We start from the raw sequence: 21118 nt of genomic DNA on the forward strand, positions 1-21118 counted from the left end.
GAGCGACACACGAGGTTCGAACTCGTGACCTCAACCTTGGCAAGGTTGCGCTCTACCAACTGAGCTAGTGTCGCATTGGTTGCGGGGGCCGGATTTGAACCAGAGACCTTCGCAAGGTTTTATGAATGGCTGAGCCCGACGAGCTAGCGAATCACAACACCTATAAATTTGGTTGCGGGGGCCGGATTTGAACCGACGACCTTCGGGTTATGAGCCCGACGAGCTACCAAGCTGCTCCACCCCGCGTCCGTATTCACCATTCAAAGCATGATGAGCGCTTGTAAATTTGGAGCGACACACGAGGTTCGAACTCGTGACCTCAACCTTGGCAAGGTTGCGCTCTACCAACTGAGCTAGTGTCGCATATTCTCAAAAGAGAATTGGTTGCGGGGGCCGGATTTGAACCGACGACCTTCGGGTTATGAGCCCGACGAGCTACCAAGCTGCTCCACCCCGCGTCCGTATTCACCATTCAAAGCATGATGAGCGCTTGTAAATTTGGAGCGACACACGAGGTTCGAACTCGTGACCTCAACCTTGGCAAGGTTGCGCTCTACCAACTGAGCTAGTGTCGCATCAACAACGTTTCCGCTGTTCAGGGCTGCGAATTATAAGTGCATTTTTTTGTGATGCAAGTCCTTCATGCAAAAATAATCTATTTTTTTTCCGTTTGGATAAAAAGCGCACACCAATAGACAAACAAGCTTGATATTTATACAGAACCTAGGCTTCGCATGATGAAGTTTAAGTCTGAACAAGAGTTTAAAATGCGATGTTGTACAGCCTTTTACGCCATGTAGGTCGCAGGCCCATCACATTTTATATATAACTAGTGTTTATAAATCCCCCAAACGAATCATGCATTTAAGCGTTGTCGTAGTAGGTTCTCTTATCCATGTCATACCTCAAGCACTATTGGAAAGCCCTGATAACCCTGATTCTGGTCGCCTTCATTGTAGGATGTGGCTCGATCCCGAAACCTGTACGCAACTTGGGTAAAAGTGATGTGGATTTTGTCATGGACGTTCACGCTCGACAATTGAAAGAACAAATGGTCGAGCTAACCCGAAAACTGTATGTGCGAAATCCAATCCAGCTAAAGAAAAATCCTCAAGCAACCATAGACAGCCGTATCACACAAATTTTTGGTGTTGAAGATAGTATCGACCTCCCTCCTCTCATTTTTGACGAACTTAACGGTGTCACCGGGATTGACGCGATTTTGCTGAGTTTTGATGATAACTATCAAGGTGACAGGGTGTTTGCCGCCGTCGTCGGTTTGTCCGAGATGCTCAGACGTTCATACAACCACCAGCAAGAATTCTTTATTCTCGATTCTCTAGATGAACAATCTCTCTACAACAGCGCTCGCAATATCGAAGTGTTTGTTTGGCGTCTCTACCATCGCAAAGACAGCGAAGGTAATCCTCTCATCTACAGCAATTCCTTCAATGAAGATGGATCCGACATAAGCTTTGATCGCCTATTTTCCAAGATGGTTATGATTCAAGACATGATGGCTTTGATTGTCGCCGACAAGACGAATCGAAGCATTACTAAGGTTGTACAAGGCGTCGCTCAGTTCGCTTTCTTGCCAGTCCCTTAATCGGACTTAGCTCAGATAAAAATAGAGCCAGCAATTATGCTGGCTCTATTTTGTTAGATTGAAATAATGGTATTGCGGTAGTATTGCAGCTCTGCAATCGACTCTCGGATGTCATCCAAGGCTAAATGACTGCCTTTTTTCGAAAATCCGTCCAGCACTTCAGGCTTCCAACGGCGAGTCAATTCTTTCAACGTACTAACATCAATGTATCGGTAGTGGAAGTACTCTTCTAACTCAGGCATGTGTTTGTAGAGGAAACGGCGATCTTGCCCAACACTGTTACCGCATATTGGTGATTTGCCTTTTGGTACCCATTTTTCTAGAAATTCTATTGTTTGACGAACGGCTTCTTGCTCATCAATCTTACTATTGCGAATACGCTCGACTAAACCACTACCGGTATGGGTTGTGGTACACCATTCATCCATTTTTAGCAGTTCTTCTTCAGGCTGATGAATGGCAAGTACGGGTCCTTCAGCTAAAATATTCAATTCACTATCGGTGACAATGGTAGCAATTTCGATGACTTTATGAGTTTCAGGGTCTAGTCCTGTCATCTCTAAATCTATCCAAATCAAATTCTGATCGCTAAAGGACATAAATCGTTGCCTATTGGTTTTCTGATAAAAAAGGTACTATACCCAAATTCCGATACCCAAGATAGTTTGAGATGTTCTCCTTCTTGCTGGTATCACTCAATAAATTAATCAATTGAAGTAGAGAAACGTGGCTAAAAAGAAAAAGCTAACCAAAGGTCAGGTAAGGCGCGTGCGCCATAACCAGAAGCGCAAACTCGATCAAGAAGAGTCAATCCAGTGGGATGAATCTATGCTTGGTAACAGTAAGTCTGGCCTGGTTATCACTCGTTTTGGGCAACACGCAGATATCGAAGATCTTGAAACCGGTGACATTCAGCGTTGTAACTTGCGTCGTGGCATTGAAACCTTAGTGTCTGGCGATAAGGTCATTTGGCGTCCGGGTCTCGAGTCAATGGAAGGGATCAGTGGTGTTGTCGAAGCCGTAGAGCCTCGAACCTCTGTACTAACACGCCCAGACTACTATGACGGCCTTAAACCTGTGGCTGCCAACGTTGATCAAATGGTGATCGTTTCTTCTGTATTGCCCGAGTTATCGCTCAATATCATTGATCGCTACCTAGTTGCTTCTGAAACACTGAACATTGCGCCGCTGCTGGTTCTGAACAAAATTGATTTACTAGAAGAACAACAGCTCGCTGAATACAAAACATGGTTAGCCGAATACGAGAAAATTGGCTACAAGGTACTCTTTGTAAGTAAACAGACAGGTGAAGGCATCAAGGAGCTAGAAACCGAGCTTACCGACCGAATTAACATTTTCGTTGGACAGTCTGGTGTTGGTAAATCCAGCCTAGTTAACGCATTGATGCCTCAGTTCAATGTGGAAGAAGGTGAAATTTCTGAAAACTCGGGCTTAGGTCAACATACAACGACAGCTTCTCGCCTTTACCACATTCCCACAGGCGGTGATTTGATTGACTCACCTGGGGTGCGTGAATTTGGTCTTTGGCATTTGGAGGCGGACGAAATCACTAAAGCCTTCGTCGAGTTCAGACCTTTCCTAGGCGGCTGCAAATTCCGTGACTGCAAGCACAATGACGATCCTGGTTGTGCGTTGCGCCAAGCTGTCGAAGAGGGTGAAATCAACCAAACTCGCTTCGACAACTATCATCGAATCTTGGAGAGCATGGTGGAGATGAAAGCCAATCGCCAATATTCTCGAAACAAAAAAGCCGATTTATAATCGCAAATTTGTAAGCAAACTATCGCAACTACTGACTTTTGGGTGCAATTTGAGTAACATCTCGCGCCCAGAATATAGTCAATCAAGCAAATAACATTGGAATTGAACACAATGGATAAGATTAAAGTTGGACTGCAATATTGGATTCCACAACATGGCCTAACGCGCTTAGTGGGCAAGCTAGCTTCTGCAAAGGCTGGCGGTCTAACAACAGCGATCATTCGCTGGTTTATCAAACAGTACAACGTCAACATGGACGAGGCGCTTCACTCTGATCCTAAGCATTTTAAGACGTTCAATGAATTCTTTGTCCGTGAACTCAAAGAGGGAGCGCGACCTATCACTGAAGGTGAGTCAGTTATTACTCACCCTGCTGACGCGTGCGTGAGCCAGTTTGGTCCAATTACAGATGGAAAACTAATCCAAGCAAAAGGTCACGACTTTTCTGCTCAAGAACTGCTCGGCGGCGACGCAGCTCTAGCTGCAGAGTTTGCAGAAGGTGAGTTTGCCACTCTTTACTTATCACCACGAGATTATCACCGTGTGCATATGCCATGCGATGGTACATTGCGTCAGATGATCTACGTACCTGGCGACCTGTTCTCTGTAAACCCACTGACAGCAGAAAACGTGCCTAACCTGTTTGCTCGCAATGAGCGCGTTGTGTGTATTTTTGATACCGAATTTGGCCCTATGGCACAGGTACTTGTTGGCGCAACCATCGTAGGCAGTATTGAGCAAGTCTGGGCAGGTACGGTAACACCACCTCGTGGTAACACGGTATACAAGTGGGATTACCCAGCTGAAGGTGATAAATCCGTTATTCTCAAGAAAGGCGAAGAGATGGGCCGCTTTAAACTTGGCTCAACTGTTATCAACTTGTTTGCAAAAGATGCCATCGTGTTTGATGAATCAATGCAGAATGGTCAAGCAACCGTAATGGGTACTGCCTACGCTCATACTAAACAAGCGTAAAATGAGTACCAAACCGGTAACTGTTATCAGCCCCGAAAGTTCGGGGCTTTTTATTGACGCAAAACAAATCCCACTCAACAAATTCAATTGTTTAACAAAACTCTAGACTAGCTCTAAGACCTGACATTGTTTGTAAATTAATCTATAGCCTCATCAAGTTATCTGTGAGGTCACCTTCTCTATGCCCAAGGTAGAATCAGGAATCGTCATCAAACTCTTAGTCAGTTTCGGTCTGCCCATTGCTGTATTGTTTATGCCTATCGATTGGATTCCAATTGATGACTTAACATTGATTCAGCATCGCTTACTGGCCATTTTTCTTCTTGCTGCGCTACTGTGGGTATTAGAGCCCGTTCCAGTTTTTGCTACATCGATACTCATTATTGCGCTTGAACTGGTTATGATTTCGGACAAAGGACTCCACTTGTTCCGAACGCCACCTATTGGGCATGATCTTGGTGAATTAATGAATTACACCGATATCTTCAGCGCGTTCTCTTCACCGATCATCATTCTTTTCATGGGCGGTTTTGCTCTTGCTATTGCCGCCTCAAAGTATGAACTTGATAACAACCTTGCGCGCGTTTTACTTAAACCATTCGGCCACCAGCCTAAATTCATCATGCTAGGTCTAATGCTCATTACCGCCATTTTCTCTATGTTTATGTCTAACACGGCTACCACGGTGATGATGCTTGCACTACTTGGTCCGATTGTCGCTTCTGCACCAAAAGGAGATTTGGGCATCAAGGCTCTGGTACTGTGCATCCCTATCGCAGCCAATACAGGCGGTATCGCAACACCAATTGGTACACCACCAAACGCGATTGCACTTCAATATCTGACAGGCGAAAACAGTATCGACTTCCTTAGCTGGATGATGATGGGCTTACCGTTTGTCATTGTTCAACTGACTATTGCTTGGTTCTTGCTGCAAAAACTTTTCCCTTCCTCTCAGCAAACCATGAAACTTAAACTTGATGGTCAGTTCCAAAAAAATTGGAGAGCCATTGTGGTCTACGCTACATTCGCGACGACCATCCTGCTGTGGATGACTACTAAGATTCATGGCATGAACACCTATGTCGTCTCCATCATCCCTCTAGCCGTGTTTACCTTAACGGGCATTATGGGTAAAGCCGAACTGAAATTGATCAACTGGGATGTACTCTGGCTGGTTGCCGGGGGGATAGCGATTGGTATTGGTCTCGATAAAACAGGGCTTGCGTCAGCTCTGGCACACGCTGTTGATTATGAGTCGTTGTCCCCGATTGCCGTTGTTCTGACCATGTCGCTCATCTGTTGGCTGATGGCAAACTTTATGTCTAACACCGCAACGGCAAACTTATTGATGCCCATTGCTGCGGCTATTGGTGCCTCTATGGAAAGTCTTGCTTCTGTTGGTGGCTTACAGGCTCTACTCGTTGTCGTCGCGTTTTCAGCCTCACTGGGCATGATTCTACCAGTCTCTACACCACCAAACTCTTTGGCTTATTCAACCGGATTAATTGAAAGTAAGGATATGGCGAAAACAGGTCTCATCATCGGTGTGATTGGGTTGTCGATTGTCTATGCTGGTGCTCTGCTTCTGACTTAAGACAGAGAGTTGGGTTTGGTTGTTCTTCTCAACGAAACCCAACCCATTAAACCTTACAAATAAAATGGTTAATTAGTAAATTCAATACATGGATCACCTCAATTAACCAATTTCAGATATAAAATCAGTCGGATATAAAAGTACCCCCTTCTCACTGTCAAAGTGAGAATATGTGGCGGTCATTGCTATCCAGAGATATGCCTCTACGCCCTGTCGGCTCACTCGATAGCTTTCACTCCGCCCTTCTCGTTTTATTGTCTCTGTTATGAAGGAAAGGCAATGAGAAATACAATTAAACTAAAAATTCAGATAGCGATTGCGATCGTCATAGCGGTTGTCTCAGGAGTTCAAGCTTGGATTTCCGTCAGTCAACTGAAACAAGAAACCACCTCTGCGCTCAATAGCGAGATGGCGAATATCAGCCATGCGACTTCCCGTTACATCAGTGACTGGCTTGCTATTCGAAGCGACATGATGTTAGCCAATGAAAAAACCATCGTAGAATCAGAGGACTCCGATAGAGAGATGCTACTGACCAAACGCGCTGGTGACTTTCTTTCTGTGTATGCGGGATTTGATGATGGTTCGATCGCCTACGGAGACAAAACGGAAGATTGGCCTGCGGACTATGACCCAAGAACTCGTCCTTGGTACCAAGATGCGATGACCGCATCCGGTTTAATTATTACCGAACCTTATCAAGATTTTGATGGCAGTATTGTGGTCAGTTTCGCCAAAGCATTTTCTGGCAACAAAAAAGGCGTATTAGCCGCCGACCTGACTGTAACAAACATCATTAGCGAGGTACTCAACATCTCGCTAGATAACGATGGCTTTACTTTCTTAGTTGATGGTAACAACAACATTGTGGCCTATAAAGATGAAAAGCTCAGTCAGCAACCACTGACCAAGCTCAACCCGAACCTGACCAGTGAAAAAGTCAGCGAGTTGGTTGCAGCTTCAGCGATCTCGACCATCAGTTGGCCAGGAAAAAATGAACAACTTATCTATGTCGTCAACGTTCCGACAACAGATTGGGCCCTCGGCATAGTGGTAGACAAAGAACTGGCTTTCGCTTCAGTGACGGAACAAATTCAGTTTACCGCTCTCGCATCCATTGTGCTTTATTTGGTGATTGCAACGTTCAGTACCATTACCGTCACCCGTTTGCTGAAACCACTGCAAGAGTTGTCCGCTTCGCTTCTTGAACTCTCAAAAGGTGAAGGCGATCTCACCCAAAGAATTGAAATCAAACGTCAAGATGAAATCGGTGAAGTAGCGGAACACGTCAACCATTTCCTCGAACAGCTGCAAACCATGATTAGTGGCATCATAAATCATAGTAACACCTTAACGCAGCAAGCGATTCAGGCTAACCAACTGTCGGAGCAAGCCACTCAGCAGATAGAAGCTCAGCAAAGCGATGTGAATCAGATTGCCACGGCGATTCATGAAATGTCAGCCACTGCCGCGGAAGTTGCAAGCCATGCAGAGATGACTGCAACAGCCTCACAAACGTCATCTTCAGCCTGCCAAGATGGCCATGTGGTCATAGAAAAGAACCGCCAAGCCATTGTAGAGCTTGCAGATCAAGTCAACTCAGCATCAGGGGTCATCTCGGAGCTAGAGAGTAACACCAAGAGCATTAATCAGATTTTGTCGACCATTCAGGAAATCGCCGAACAAACTAACTTGCTGGCCTTGAATGCGGCAATAGAAGCGGCACGTGCTGGGGAACAAGGTCGAGGATTCGCGGTTGTTGCTGATGAAGTTCGCGTACTAAGCCAACGTACTCATGGCTCAACCGAAGAAATCCGCAACATGATCGAGACATTGCAAAACAACACCAAACTCGCGGTGAATAGCATGCAAAGCAGCACTTCGCTTGCAGACACAAGCGTTAACTATGCTCAACAAGCCGCACAAAGCCTCGCGGATATTACCGAAGCTATTACGGCAATCAATGACATGGCTCTACAAATTGCCAGTGCTGCCGAAGAACAACGTGCGGTGAGTGAAGACATTAGTCGCAACACTCAAGGTATCAAAGACGCATCTGACGTTCTGGCAGAACAAGCGATTCAGAGTAGTGCGAGTGCGAACAACATGCGCCACTCGGCTGAAACCATGCGAGCAGAAGTGGGACGCTTTAAGGTTTAACGCTTTGTTTTAAGTCTATTTTGATGCATATTGTCAGGCTGTATTACTCCCACATCACAAGGACATGGAGTCGATGGGTTATGAATGGCTGGCACTGGCAGCTGCGTTTTTATGGGCAGTTGCCAGCATACTCTCTGTGGTTCCGGCTCAGCACTTAGGCACGTTTGCTTATAGCCGTTGGCGTATGGGATGTACCTCCGCTATCCTCGCGTCGATTGCGCTGTTGACAGGCGGCTGGGCTAGCGTGGAAAGCAGCGCCATATCTGCGATGATGCTATCTGGTGTGATTGGTATTTTTATCGGTGATACGGCGCTATTTGCGTGCTTGAATCGTATGGGCCCACGGCAAGCTGGCTTGCTGTTTTCGTGTCACGCTGTCTTTTCTGCCATTCTCGGTTACTTCTTGTTTAGCGAGACCATGACTCATCTAGAGCTATTAGGTTCTGGACTGGTATTCTCAGGCGTATTAACGGCAATCTTCTTTGGTAGAAAAGGTCAGTCCAATAACCAATTAGAGTCCATAAATGGCAAAGTCTGGGTTGGCGTTTGCTTAGGATTATTGGCAGCCCTGTGCCAAGCACTGGGAGGCATCATCGCCAAACCTGTGATGCAAACGGAAATCGACCCCATCGCGGCATCGGCAATGAGAATGATGACTGCGTTTGCCGCACACTGCTTGTTCTATCTAACAGGAGCGAAACTCGCTCGTGCTACTCGCCCAATCAATATCAAAATTTTCTCTATTACAGCCCTTAACGGCTTCCTCGCGATGGCGGTTGGGATGACACTTATCCTTTATGCACTTCAGCAAGGGAATGTCGGTATGGTTGCTCTGCTCTCTTCGACGACACCCATCATGTTGTTGCCTATACTTTGGATTTATTCAGGTAAACGCCCTAATCGCTTCGCATGGATTGGGGCAATTGTCGCGGTTGCTGGTACTGGGATACTGGTCAGCTAGTAGCGATTATAACAATAGGTATTTCCGACTTTCTTTTTTCATTAGACAGGTGAAAATGGAGCAATTGAAGCAAATCACTCGAACGGTGTAATTTGAATACATTTTGAGTCGCGTGAAAGATAGCAACATTATTTAGCAAACAATAATTGATCTTAACCTACAGTTTTGGTTAAAAAGTGTAGTAAAATTACGCTAATTTTGTTTCCAAAGTTACTTTGAAATTTGACGAGGTCATCACTATGACAGCTAAGAAGCCAATGGCTCTAGTTATTCTTGACGGTTACGGACACCGTGAGGAAACTGCAAGCAATGCGATCGCTAACGCTAACACTCCTGTATTAGACGGTCTGTTTGCTAACAATCCAAATACTCTAATCTCTGCTTCTGGCATGGATGTAGGCCTACCTGACGGTCAAATGGGTAACTCAGAAGTAGGTCATACCAACATCGGTGCTGGCCGAGTGGTATACCAAGACCTTACTCGCATCACCAAATCAATCACTGACGGTGAATTCACCCAAACAGCCGCTCTAGTAGAAGCGATCGATTCTGCGGTAAAAGCAGATAAAGCCGTTCACATTATGGGTCTAATGTCTCCAGGTGGCGTACACTCTCACGAAGATCACATCTACGCAGCCGTTGAAATGGCAGCTGCACGTGGCGCAGAAAAGATTTACCTACACTGCTTCCTTGATGGCCGTGATACGCCACCACGCAGTGCAGAAGGCTCTCTACAACGCTTCCAAGACCTATTCGCTAAACTAGGCAAAGGTCGTGTTGCTTCTCTAGTTGGCCGTTACTACGCAATGGACCGTGACAACAACTGGGATCGCGTTCAAGTAGCTTACGACCTACTCACTCAAGCTAAAGCAGACTTCACTTACGATTCAGCAATTGCTGGTCTTGAAGCCGCTTATGCTCGTGAAGAAAACGATGAATTTGTGAAAGCAACTGCAATCAAAACGGACGACCAAGAAGATGCGGTAATGCAAGATGGCGATACCGTTATCTTCATGAACTACCGTGCTGACCGCGCTCGTCAAATCACGCGTACTTTCGTACCTGATTTTGCTGGCTTTGAGCGTGCATCATTCCCTGCGATCAACTTCGTAATGCTAACGCAATACGCTGCTGACATTCCTCTAGCTATTGCCTTCCCACCTGCTTCTCTTGAGAACACGTACGGCGAATGGTTATCTAAGCAAGGTAAGACTCAGCTACGTATTTCAGAAACAGAAAAATACGCGCACGTTACTTTCTTCTTCAATGGCGGTGTTGAATCTGAATTTGAAGGCGAAGAGCGCCAACTTGTTGCTTCGCCAAAAGTCGCTACATACGACCTACAACCAGAAATGAGTTCAGAAGAGCTAACAGAGAAAATGGTTGCAGCAATCAAATCTGGCAAGTACGACGCTATTATCTGTAACTACCCTAACCCAGACATGGTTGGTCACACTGGCGTTTACGAAGCGGCTGAGAAAGCCATTGAAGCCGTTGATGCTTGCGTAGGTAAAGTCGTTGCAGCTATCGAAGAAGTCGGTGGTCAAATGCTGATCACAGCTGACCACGGTAACGCAGAAATGATGGTAGACCCAGAAACTGGCGGTACGCACACTGCGCACACTAACCTTCCAGTTCCTCTAATCTATGTGGGTGACAAAGCGGTTGAGTTCAAAGAAGGCGGTAAACTGTCTGACCTAGCTCCAACAATGCTAGCACTGACTGGTCTAGAAATTCCTGCAGAAATGTCAGGCGAAGTATTGGTTAAATAATTTAACTGAATACCTTGATATCAAGCCCGAGCATCAGCTCGGGCTTTTATTTTTCTGATATACCCTTATCACCAGCAAGTTTTAACATTCCTCTTTCGTCTAACGAATTTGTTTGGGTATACTGATTGCCTGTCAAATAGTTAGGATTGATTTTAACAATGGCTGCCACTTACCTCCGGACAATTTCAGCCGGTAAACGACTCGTGACTCTCGGGTTAATTCTTTCTGCCTGTTCATTATCTCCTAGCTACGCTGCTACCAATGCAGAGCTAAAGGGCGTCAGTGGTGAAATCTCGCGCCAAAAAAATGCGCTCACTTCACAACAGAAAAAACTCGACTCCCTACAGCAATCGCTTAAATCGCAAGAAACAACGATTAATCGACTCGAAAACGAAATCAAACAATCCAAAGCAGCTCTGCAAAGCACCAACCAAAATATCGCGACATTAGAAAGTAAGGTCGATAATTTGGAACGAGACAAGAAAGTCCAGAGTGATAAGTTAGCTGAGCTTATTCAGACCTACTACGTCACTCAACGTGCTAAGTCGTCAGCGAACATTCTGAATCAAGGTGTTGAAGAAGACCGAATTAGCCAATACTTTCAACACCTAGCCAAACAACGTGCAAGTACAATTGCTGAGTTAGAAGCAACCGTGACCGAGCTTGAACAAAGCCGTCAACAACTTAATTTGGAAAAACAACAAATTACAACCTTGCTGAACCAGCAAACCAAACAGCGAGATGAGCTAACCAAAGCCCAAAGTCAGCGTAAGGGAACGGTATCTCAGATTCAGAAAAGCATCTCCAATGACAAAGTTTACCTCTCTGAATTGCAACGCAATGAGACAAGACTAAAAGCTGAAATTGCAAAAGCCGCCAAGAGAAATGCCGTGCCAATGGATGGCTTAGCAAAACAAAAAGGCAAACTGCCTTGGCCACTAAAAGGCACAACGCTTCATAGCTATGGCAGCCATCAAACCGGGCAAATCAAATGGAAAGGCATAGTAATCAATGCCAATTATGGGCAATCAGTCAAAGCTGTTTACTCAGGTACGGTCGTATTCGCTGACTATCTACGTGGCTACGGTCTAGTTGTGCTACTCGATCACGGCAAGGGCGATATGACTTTGTATGGATTTAATCAAAGCCTACTGAAAAAAGAGGGAGACAAAGTCGCTGTGGGTGAGAGTATCGCGCTTGCAGGAGATACGGGAGGTCAGTCTCGTCCATCCCTCTACTTTGAAATTCGCCGCAACAGTAAAACTCAAGATCCGAAAGCTTGGTTAACTCGATAACAAAAAGGCCTGCTTGTTCAGGCCTTTGAAAGGTTAAGAGTAATAGGACTCAACCGTTTCAATAAATCGTTCAAGATCCGTTTGCTCTAACGCATTTATCCCTGCCGCCGCTGCACGCCCACCACCAGATGGAAATTGGCTACATATATCCCCAGCCCCCTGCTTGTTGTTAAGCGGTGCGCGCAATGAAACGGTATAAGTTCCATCAAGATTTGTCGTTAATACCGCATGCGCTGAATCGGGATTTTGGTTGGCGAGTAAGTTGCCGTAAACGCCACTGATTCGCCGCGAAAAGGCATCATTAGGAAGCTCAAATAGACCCAATTTTTCACTGTGATACTTTGGAGCGATCGCCAGTGCCTTGTCCATATCTTGCTGATATGCAGCTCGGAGAACATAAAACGGCGAGGCTTGATCAGCAATTACCGCAAATGGATCATCATAAGCCAAAAGCTGCTGGAACAGGCGCACCGGATCAAAATGAAGGTCTTCCAACTTGGCTCCATACCCATTGTAGTTGATCAAGGTACCAAGCTCTTTCAACAGTTCTTTCTGCTGAGAAGATAACTTGGCATCATCTGCGAGTTGTTCCGCTTTGGTGATCAGGTTGTCACCATAAGCAGCCGTAATCGCCCATGCGTGAAAGCGACCATTTAACAGCTTATCGATAATAAGCGCGGTACATGTATTGGGATCAAGGTCGATATGGGGGGCTAAGTTAGCATGCTGGGGAATATCACCACACTTATGGTGATCGGCATAAAACACGCTTGCGCCTGCAGCAAGAAGAGCTTCTAGCCCCACTTTGTTTTGTTCCATTGAGATATCCAAAGCCACGACTGAGTCACCGGGGTTCACCGACAACTTCTCCAATAACTGAATATCACGCTTTACTCCAGAAACCAACATCGATGCTTTTGGCTCAGCTAGTCGGAGTTGGAGCAGTGCGATGATGCCATCGGCATCACCATTAAAAACATCATAGTGCATAAAAAAACCCATCAAAGTCGCTTTCGCTACTCTAATGGGTTAATCATCTTTGTACAATTTCAATTAGTTATGACTAAGCATGAATCGCTTTAACGCCATCTTCCAACAATTGTAATTGTTCTAGACCTTGTGCCGTCGCTTTGGGTTTGACTACCGAGATCATCTGCAGCATTCCCTGATGGATCACTTGTTCAGTAATCTGAGTTTTAGGAGACATTGCCGCTTGATACCCCAGCCAGCTTGACGCAATCAAGTGCAGAGTTGTCACTAATGACTTCATCTCACTATCAGCGACCGTCACTAGCTCTAACCCAACAAAAGCACGCATGATATTGATAAGATTGGCCTGCAACTTATCCTGTACTTGGATGTACTCCTCATGCAATTGCTCATCTCGCTGCAAGATCTCTGGCAAGTTGGCGTAGAAAAAACGATATTTCCACATCAGAGTAAAGATCGAGTCTAAATAGTGTTTAAGTAATACCAAGCTCTCTTGCTGACCCTGAATCGGCGTAAAACGTTCCAGCAACTCATTGGAGTACAAAGTAAAAATTTCGCGCACAATTTCCTGTTTATTGCGGAAATGGTAATACAGATTACCCGGACTAATATCAATATGCGCCGCTATGTGGTTAGTGGTGATATTCCTTTCACCATGCTCATTAAATAGGTCCAGTGCAGCAAGCACTATCTTGTCACGAGTTTTCATTAGTTGTTTCAATCCCTTTCCATTTCCAAAGGCAGTATAGCGACTAGTGTAACCTATAACAAAAAAGCGCCTGGTCATATCAGGCGCTTTCATTCAATTACTCAATTATTTGTGGTACGGCTTAGATAACTCATGCACCGCTTCAACAAATACACCCGCATTTTCTGGCGGCACATCTAGGTGAATACCGTGGCCTAAGTTAAATACGTGACCAGTACCCGCATCACCGAATCCTTCAAGGATAGTGGCAACTTCTTCACGGATACGCTCTGGAGATGCGTACAGCATTGAAGGATCCATATTGCCTTGCAGTGCTACCTTGTCGCCTACGCGCTTAACAGCGTCTGCAATGTTAATCGTCCAGTCTAGGCCAACCGCATCACAACCTGTAGCGGCAATCTGTTCTAACCACATGCCACCGTTTTTGGTAAACAGAGTAACAGGAACACGGCGACCTTCGTTTTCACGGATTAGACCATCAACGATTTTGTGCATGTACTGAAGCGAGAAGAGGTTGTAATCACGAGGAGTTAGAACACCACCCCAAGTATCAAATACCATGACAGATTGAGCACCCGCTTTAATCTGTGCATTTAGGTACTCGATAACACTGTCTGCAAGCTTATCAAGCAACAGGTGTAACGTTTGTGGTTCAGCATACATCATCTTTTTGATCTTAGTGAATGCTTTAGAGCTGCCACCTTCAACCATGTAAGTCGCTAAAGTCCATGGGCTACCAGAGAAACCAATTAACGGAACATCACCATTAAGATCTTTACGGATCTGGCGCACTGCGTTCATAACGTATTGCAGTTCACCTTCTGGATCTGGCAGACCAATTTTCTCTACGTCAGCTTTACATGTAATTGGATTATCAAACACTGGGCCTTCACCCGCTGCGAAGCGCAGGCCTAATCCCATAGCATCAGGGATAGTGAGAATGTCTGAAAACAAAATGGCGGCATCTAGAGGAAAACGGCGTAGTGGCTGTAATGTTACTTCCGATGCAAGCTCTGCATTCTTACACAAAGACATAAAGTCACCCGCTTCTGCGCGAGTCGCTTTGTATTCAGGAAGGTAGCGACCGGCCTGACGCATCATCCATACAGGAGTGTAGTCTACAGGCTGCTTTAGTAACGCACGAAGGTAGCGGTCATTTTTTAGTTCTGTCATTCCGTTTATCCGATTATTAGGCTCAACTTTGTGGCGGCTATTCTAACACTGTTTGGCTCTCAAAAGCTGTGTGCTTTGCAACCTAGATCAAGTTATTAACTTTTAAATCAGTGCTTAATTTGCACCCACTCATTATCAGTGTTAAAAATTTGTTTGCTAGCGAAAACTACAATTATAAACTGGACACATCGTGTTCAGCATCTCATAACGACATCTTACTTACCCCCTCCTTCTGGAGGGTTTTTTTTATTTAAAATTCAAAAACATAATTACTTAGCCAATGTGATTGTATGCTCAATTAAGGCCCTCGCAATGGTTCCTTCTGGAGCAACGGGTGGTAAATGTTCAACATCAAACCATTGCGCATCACTCAACTCGCTATAATCCGGCTTCAGCTCACCCGAATGATAATCGGCCAAAAAACCCATCATCAGACTTGAGGGGAAAGCCCAAGGCTGGCTGGAAAAATAACGAATATTGGTCACATTAATACCCGTCTCCTCCTTCACTTCACGAGCAACACACTGTTCCAACGTTTCACCTACCTCTACAAACCCTGCAATCACGGTGTACATTCCGTTACGATGCCTCGGATGCTGAGCCAGTAACAATTCGTGATCTCGTCTTACCGCGACAATAATACAAGGGAAGATACGTGGATAATGCAACGTCCGGCAATCACCACACTGCATGGCTAGCTGATTGTGATTTAAGTGATTCCGTCCCCCGCACTGTGGACAAAAGCGCAATGTCTGCGACATATGGCCATATTGAATTGCCTTGCTCATCAAAAGAAACAGGGCTTGTGGAAAGTGCAAGCAATCACGTAACGAGGTCAGGTCCAGTTCGGTATTAATGTCAGCCTCATTGAGCCAAAAAACCGGTGTATTCTCGTAGTGCCCAAGTGGAGTTGCCTGCTCGAAAGGTAGACCTAAATCATCAGCAAGACCTTTAGGAAGTTGACCATCTAACAGCCAAATGTCGCTTCCTGAAACAACACACCAATAAGCATCTTTCATACGGTTTGTATCACCTTTACGTAACATTAGCTCGCCTCTCCACTTGCAGTTCATCTATTTTACTGGCAATCTAAATTCATACCAGAGTTTGTAGTCACGCAATTTCAAGACTATAAATTTTAGTAACGACAAGAGGTTGTAACTCTGAACAAGCTTTGGGACCAAAGCGTAATGATCACCAGAGAAGTGATCCGATCATGAGGATATGGTCATGCTGAATAAATTCAAACACACACAAGAACAATGGGGTGGCTCTAGTGAAGTCATCGATCACTGGCTTGAAACCAGACAATCACTCATTGTTGAGTATTGTAAACTAGCCGCACTTCAACCCTGCTCTACTAAATCTGCACTGTCATCGCTGCCAACTCCACAAGAACTCCAAGTATTTTGCCAACATCTCGTCGACTATATCTCTGAAGGGCATTTCAAGATCTACGACATGGTAATGGACAAATGGCGAGCAACAGGATTTGAAGCAACCGACGAAATTAACCAAACTTATGGCAAGATCGTTCTGACGACAGAACCGTTGCTCAATTTCACAGACAAATATGCCGCAGTAAGTGACGAGGACACGTTGGACAGTTTTGACAGCGATATGTCTCTTATTGGGGAGATCATCGAAGTAAGGTTTGAAGTCGAAGATAAGCTTATTCAGATGATTGCCGACAGTCTGGCCGTTCCTCCCGGCGCGTAAGCGAGAAGCGGAAAAACAAGACTACCAAAGCCAACATCCTGCCGTGAAACGTTACAGAGCACCACAGGATGTCACTAAAAACAAAAAAGGCACCCGAAGGTGCCTTTTCTCATTTTTCACTCTAACGATTACTCGTCAGTAGAGAAACCAGCGTTTAGTAGTGCTGCAAGGTTGTCAGTCGCTTGTTCAGCTGAAGGACCTTCTTGCTCTTCTGCACGCTTAGCTTGACGATCTTGGTGGTAAGCGAAACCCGTACCTGCAGGGATTAGACGACCTACAATTACGTTTTCTTTCAGACCACGTAGTTCATCACGCTTACCAGAAACCGCAGCTTCTGTTAGTACGCGAGTTGTCTCTTGGAACGATGCCGCAGAGATGAACGACTCAGTTGCTAGCGATGCTTTAGTGATACCTAGTAGTTCACGTTCGAAGCGTGCTGGCTCTTTGCCTTCTGCTTCTAGTGCACGGTTAGCAATCTTAACGTTAGCGTATTCTACTTGCTCACCTGCTAGGAACTCAGAGTCACCAGCGTGAGTAATAGTACACTTACGTAGCATCTGACGAACGATAGTCTCGATGTGCTTATCGTTAATCTTAACGCCTTGGAGACGGTATACTTCTTGAACTTCGTTCGCGATGTATTGAGTCACAGCGTGGATACCACGTAGACGTAGGATATCGTGTGGAGACTCTGGACCATCTGCGATCACGTCACCACGTTCAATCTTCTCGCCTTCGAATACGTTAAGCTGACGATGCTTAGGAATCATCTCTTCGTACGTCTCACCGCCATCGCGAGTGATAATTAGACGACGCTTACCTTTCGTCTCTTTACCGTAGCTCACAGTACCTGTGTGCTCAGCAAGGATCGCAGGCTCTTTCGGCTTACGTGCTTCGAATAGGTCAGCAACTCGTGGAAGACCACCAGTGATGTCTCGGTTACCACCAGACTTCTGAGGAATACGTGAAAGCGTATCACCCACACCTACTTCTGCACCGTCTTCGATGTTAACGATAGCTTTACCTGGTAGGAAGTAGTGAGCTGGCATTTCAGTACCAGGGATCATTACATCGTTACCTTGCTCATCAACAAGTTTGATTGCTGGACGCATATCTTTACCTGCTGCTGGGCGAGCTGCCGCTTCAGTTACTTCGCTTGACGATAGGCCTGTTAGGTCATCCGTTTGACGAGAAACTGTTACACCGTCGATCATGTCAACGAATTGGATGCGACCTGCCACTTCAGTGATGATTGGCATAGTGTGCGCTTCCCAGTTCGCTACTGTTTCACCAGCTTGAACTGAATCGTTGTCGCCTTTAGTTAGTAGAGAACCGTAAGGCAGTTTGTGTTTCTCTTTCGTACGACCAAACTCATCAATAATAGTCAGTTCAGATGCACGAGAAGTGATAACAAGCTTACCATCTTTGTTCGTTACAAACTTAGCATTGTGTAGCTTAACCGTACCTGTTGTCTTAGCTTGGATGCTGTTCTCTGCTGCTGCAGTAGATGCCGCACCACCGATGTGGAACGTACGCATCGTAAGCTGTGTACCCGGCTCACCGATAGACTGAGCAGCGATTACGCCAACTGCTTCACCTTGGTTCACTAGGTGACCACGTGCTAGGTCACGACCGTAACACTGTGCACAACAACCGAAGTCCGCATCACAGGTAACTACAGAGCGAACTTTCATTCTGTCTACTGAGTTCTCTTCCATGATTTGACACCACTTCTCATCAATTAGAGTGTTACGTGGGATCAGAACTTCTTCTGTACCTGGCTTAAGAACATCTTCAGCAACAACACGACCTAGAGCTAGCTCAGAAAGTGCAACTTTAACGTCACCACCTTCGATGTGCGGCATCATGTCAACACCTTCGTGGGTGCCACAGTCGTGCTCGTGTACTACTACGTCCTGCGCAACGTCTACTAGACGACGAGTTAGGTAACCCGAGTTCGCAGTTTTCAGTGCCGTATCCGCAAGACCCTTACGAGCACCGTGCGTTGAGATAAAGTACTGAAGTACGTTTAGACCTTCTTTAAAGTTCGCTGTGATAGGCGTTTCGATGATTGAGCCGTCTGGACGAGCCATCAGACCACGCATACCAGCTAGCTGACGAATCTGAGCTGCAGAACCACGAGCACCCGAGTCAGCCATCATGTAGATGCTGTTGAATGACTCTTGTTGCTCTTCTTCACCGTCACGGTTAACTACCGTTTCAGATGAAAGGTTTTCCATCATCGCTTTCGCTACGCGATCGTTGGTCGATGCCCAAATATCGATCACTTTGTTGTAGCGCTCACCCGCAGTTACAAGACCAGATTGGTACTGTTCTTGGATTTCGCGAACTTCTGCTTCAGCTTCTTCGATCTCAGTGTATTTAGCTGCTGGTACAACCATATCGTCGATACCAACCGATACACCAGAAAGTGCCGCGTAAGCAAAACCTGTGTACATGATTTGGTCAGCGAAGATTACCGTGTCTTTCAGACCAAGCTTACGGTACGCTTCGTTAAGTAGGTTAGAGATTTGCTTCTTACCTAGCTTTTGGTTAACGATGCTGTACGGTAGACCTTCTGGCACGATTTGCCACAACATTGCACGACCGATAGTTGTATCAACTAGCTTAGTCTCTGTTGTGCTGTGACCATCTTCGTCTTTTACAGTCTCAGTGATACGAACTTTAACGCGAGCGTGTAGCTCAGCAGTCTTAGTGCGGTATGCCTTCTCAGCTTCTGCTGGGCTAGCAAGGTACATACCTTCGCCTTTCACGTTGATCTTTTCACGAGTCATGTAGTAAAGACCCAATACAACGTCCTGAGAAGGTACGATGATCGGATCACCTGACGCTGGCGACAGAATGTTGTTTGTCGACATCATCAGAGTACGAGCTTCAAGCTGTGCTTCTAGAGTTAGAGGCACGTGAACCGCCATTTGGTCACCATCGAAGTCCGCGTTGTATGCCGCACACACTAGTGGGTGTAGCTGAATCGCTTTACCTTCGATTAGTACTGGTTCGAACGCCTGGATACCTAGACGGTGAAGTGTAGGTGCACGGTTCAATAGTACTGGGTGTTCGCGGATAACTTCGTCTAGGATATCCCAAACGATCGCTTCTTCACGCTCAACCATCTTCTTAGCAGCTTTGATTGTAGTCGCAAGACCACGAGTCTCTAGCTTGCTGTAGATGAATGGTTTGAATAGCTCTAGTGCCATCTTCTTAGGAAGACCACACTGGTGTAGACGAAGGTATGGACCTACTGTGATTACAGAACGGCCAGAGTAGTCTACACGCTTACCTAGAAGGTTCTGACGGAAACGACCTTGTTTACCCTTGATCATATCAGCAAGAGATTTCAGAGGACGCTTGTTCGAACCTGTGATCGCACGACCGCGACGACCGTTATCTAGAAGTGCATCAACAGACTCTTGCAGCATACGTTTTTCGTTACGTACGATGATGTCCGGAGCCGCTAGCTCTAGTAGACGCTTCAAACGGTTGTTACGGTTGATTACGCGACGGTATAGGTCGTTCAGATCAGACGTCGCAAAGCGACCGCCATCTAGAGGTACTAGAGGACGTAGATCTGGCGGAAGTACCGGAAGCACAGTTAGGATCATCCACTCTGGTTTGTTACCAGATTGAACAAACGCTTCAACTAGCTTCAGACGCTTAGTGATCTTCTTACGCTTAGTCTCTGAGTTAGTAGACTGAAGCTCTTCACGCATCTCTTCGATTTCAGCAGGCAGATCCATAGACGCAAGTAGGTCTTTAATCGCTTCTGCACCCATCTTAGCCGTGAACTCGTCACCCCACTCTTCTAGGCGATCTAGATACTCTTCTTCTGTAAGCATCTGAGATTTTTCTAGATCAGTCATACCTGGTTCAGTTACTACGTACATTTCGAAGTAAAGAACACGCTCGATATCACGTAGAGGGATATCCATTAGTAGACCGATACGAGACGGTAGCGATTTTAGGAACCAGATGTGAGCTACTGGAGAAGCAAGCTCGATGTGGCCCATACGGTCACGACGAACTTTAGTTTGTGTAACTTCAACGCCACACTTCTCACAGATAACGCCACGGTGTTTTAGACGCTTGTATTTGCCACAAAGACATTCGTAGTCTTTTACTGGACCAAAGATACGCGCACAAAACAGACCATCACGCTCAGGCTTGAACGTACGATAGTTGATCGTTTCAGGTTTTTTAACTTCACCAAAAGACCATGAACGGATCATGTCTGGTGAAGATAGACCGATTTTGATTGCATCAAATTCTTCGGTCTTATGCTGCGCTTTTAGAAAGTTTAATAAGTCTTTCACAATCAGCTCCTGTAAGGAGTTAAAAGGAGCTCACCCGCAAAAGTGAGC

General features: G+C 45.7%; 15 protein-coding genes and 5 tRNA genes. 9 read left to right on the forward strand and 11 right to left on the reverse strand.

Annotation, left to right across the window (positions count from 1 at the left end; translation table 11 throughout):
- Position 1: 1 nt before the first annotated feature.
- The 5 genes from ACQEXR_RS17005 to ACQEXR_RS17025 form a co-directional block, all read right to left on the reverse strand.
- A tRNA-Gly gene (locus ACQEXR_RS17005) sits at positions 2-74 on the reverse strand.
- Positions 75-169: 95 nt separating this feature from the next.
- A tRNA-Met gene (locus ACQEXR_RS17010) sits at positions 170-246 on the reverse strand.
- A gap of 41 nt (positions 247-287) precedes the next feature.
- Positions 288-363, reverse strand: a tRNA-Gly gene (locus ACQEXR_RS17015).
- An 18-nt stretch (positions 364-381) separates the two neighbouring features.
- Positions 382-458 (reverse strand) — tRNA-Met (locus ACQEXR_RS17020).
- 41 nt (positions 459-499) lie between these two features.
- Positions 500-575, reverse strand: a tRNA-Gly gene (locus ACQEXR_RS17025).
- A gap of 320 nt (positions 576-895) precedes the next feature.
- Here ACQEXR_RS17025 and ACQEXR_RS17030 point away from each other — a divergent pair.
- Positions 896-1606: a hypothetical protein gene (locus ACQEXR_RS17030; protein WP_427020795.1), complete on the forward strand. Its 711-nt coding sequence runs from the start codon at positions 896-898 to the stop codon at positions 1604-1606.
- Between the two features lie 53 nt (positions 1607-1659).
- On the opposite strand, the gene orn is transcribed toward ACQEXR_RS17030, so the two are convergent.
- Positions 1660-2205 (reverse strand): oligoribonuclease, encoded by a 546-nt coding sequence (orn, locus tag ACQEXR_RS17035; RefSeq protein ID WP_331418527.1) that lies wholly within the window; start codon positions 2203-2205, stop codon positions 1660-1662.
- A gap of 127 nt (positions 2206-2332) precedes the next feature.
- Here orn and rsgA point away from each other — a divergent pair, with 127 nt between their 5' ends.
- The 7 genes from rsgA to ACQEXR_RS17070 all read left to right on the forward strand — a co-directional run bounded on the left by rsgA (position 2333) and on the right by ACQEXR_RS17070 (position 12148).
- Entirely contained in the window at positions 2333-3388 is a 1056-nt protein-coding gene (rsgA, locus tag ACQEXR_RS17040) for a small ribosomal subunit biogenesis GTPase RsgA (protein WP_138971445.1), read from the forward strand.
- A 111-nt stretch (positions 3389-3499) separates the two neighbouring features.
- On the forward strand, positions 3500-4363 hold the full coding sequence (asd, locus tag ACQEXR_RS17045) for an archaetidylserine decarboxylase (RefSeq protein WP_426953322.1): 864 nt from the start codon (positions 3500-3502) through the stop codon (positions 4361-4363).
- A gap of 181 nt (positions 4364-4544) precedes the next feature.
- A complete protein-coding gene (locus ACQEXR_RS17050) occupies positions 4545-5960 on the forward strand; it encodes an SLC13 family permease (protein WP_426953320.1) in 1416 nt (471 codons plus the stop codon).
- A 279-nt stretch (positions 5961-6239) separates the two neighbouring features.
- Positions 6240-8120 (forward strand): methyl-accepting chemotaxis protein, encoded by a 1881-nt coding sequence (locus ACQEXR_RS17055; protein ID WP_426953319.1) that lies wholly within the window; start codon positions 6240-6242, stop codon positions 8118-8120.
- A 73-nt stretch (positions 8121-8193) separates the two neighbouring features.
- Entirely contained in the window at positions 8194-9081 is an 888-nt protein-coding gene (locus ACQEXR_RS17060) for a DMT family transporter (RefSeq protein ID WP_426953318.1), read from the forward strand.
- A gap of 239 nt (positions 9082-9320) precedes the next feature.
- Positions 9321-10853, forward strand: coding sequence for a 2,3-bisphosphoglycerate-independent phosphoglycerate mutase (gpmM, locus tag ACQEXR_RS17065; RefSeq protein WP_426953317.1), 1533 nt, complete (start codon positions 9321-9323; stop codon positions 10851-10853).
- A gap of 158 nt (positions 10854-11011) precedes the next feature.
- On the forward strand, positions 11012-12148 hold the full coding sequence (locus ACQEXR_RS17070) for a murein hydrolase activator EnvC family protein (RefSeq protein ID WP_426953316.1): 1137 nt from the start codon (positions 11012-11014) through the stop codon (positions 12146-12148).
- Positions 12149-12181: 33 nt separating this feature from the next.
- Here ACQEXR_RS17070 and ACQEXR_RS17075 read toward each other — a convergent pair whose 3' ends face one another.
- The 4 genes from ACQEXR_RS17075 to nudC all read right to left on the reverse strand — a co-directional run bounded on the left by ACQEXR_RS17075 (position 12182) and on the right by nudC (position 16066).
- A complete protein-coding gene (locus ACQEXR_RS17075; RefSeq protein WP_426953315.1) occupies positions 12182-13138 on the reverse strand; it encodes a DHH family phosphoesterase in 957 nt (318 codons plus the stop codon).
- 73 nt (positions 13139-13211) lie between these two features.
- A complete protein-coding gene (locus ACQEXR_RS17080; RefSeq protein WP_138971452.1) occupies positions 13212-13847 on the reverse strand; it encodes a TetR/AcrR family transcriptional regulator in 636 nt (211 codons plus the stop codon).
- A 105-nt stretch (positions 13848-13952) separates the two neighbouring features.
- Positions 13953-15020, reverse strand: a complete 1068-nt coding sequence (gene hemE, locus ACQEXR_RS17085) for a uroporphyrinogen decarboxylase (RefSeq protein WP_138971453.1) — start codon at positions 15018-15020, stop codon at positions 13953-13955.
- Between the two features lie 269 nt (positions 15021-15289).
- The gene (gene nudC, locus ACQEXR_RS17090) at positions 15290-16066 is read right to left on the reverse strand and encodes an NAD(+) diphosphatase (protein WP_426953314.1); all 777 of its coding nucleotides are present in this window, start codon (positions 16064-16066) and stop codon (positions 15290-15292) included.
- A gap of 178 nt (positions 16067-16244) precedes the next feature.
- Between nudC and rsd the strand changes: the two genes are divergently transcribed.
- Positions 16245-16739 carry a sigma D regulator gene (gene rsd, locus ACQEXR_RS17095; protein WP_138971455.1) on the forward strand — a complete coding sequence of 165 codons (495 nt, stop codon included), beginning with the start codon at positions 16245-16247 and terminating at the stop codon, positions 16737-16739.
- 128 nt (positions 16740-16867) lie between these two features.
- Here the strand turns inward: rsd and rpoC are convergent, their stop codons facing one another.
- Positions 16868-21070 (reverse strand): DNA-directed RNA polymerase subunit beta', encoded by a 4203-nt coding sequence (rpoC, locus tag ACQEXR_RS17100; protein ID WP_331418559.1) that lies wholly within the window; start codon positions 21068-21070, stop codon positions 16868-16870.
- Positions 21071-21118 lie beyond the last annotated feature (48 nt).

Origin of the sequence: Vibrio sp. TRT 2004 (assembly GCF_050113735.1) — a bacterium.
Taxonomy (GTDB): Bacteria; Pseudomonadota; Gammaproteobacteria; order Enterobacterales; family Vibrionaceae; genus Vibrio.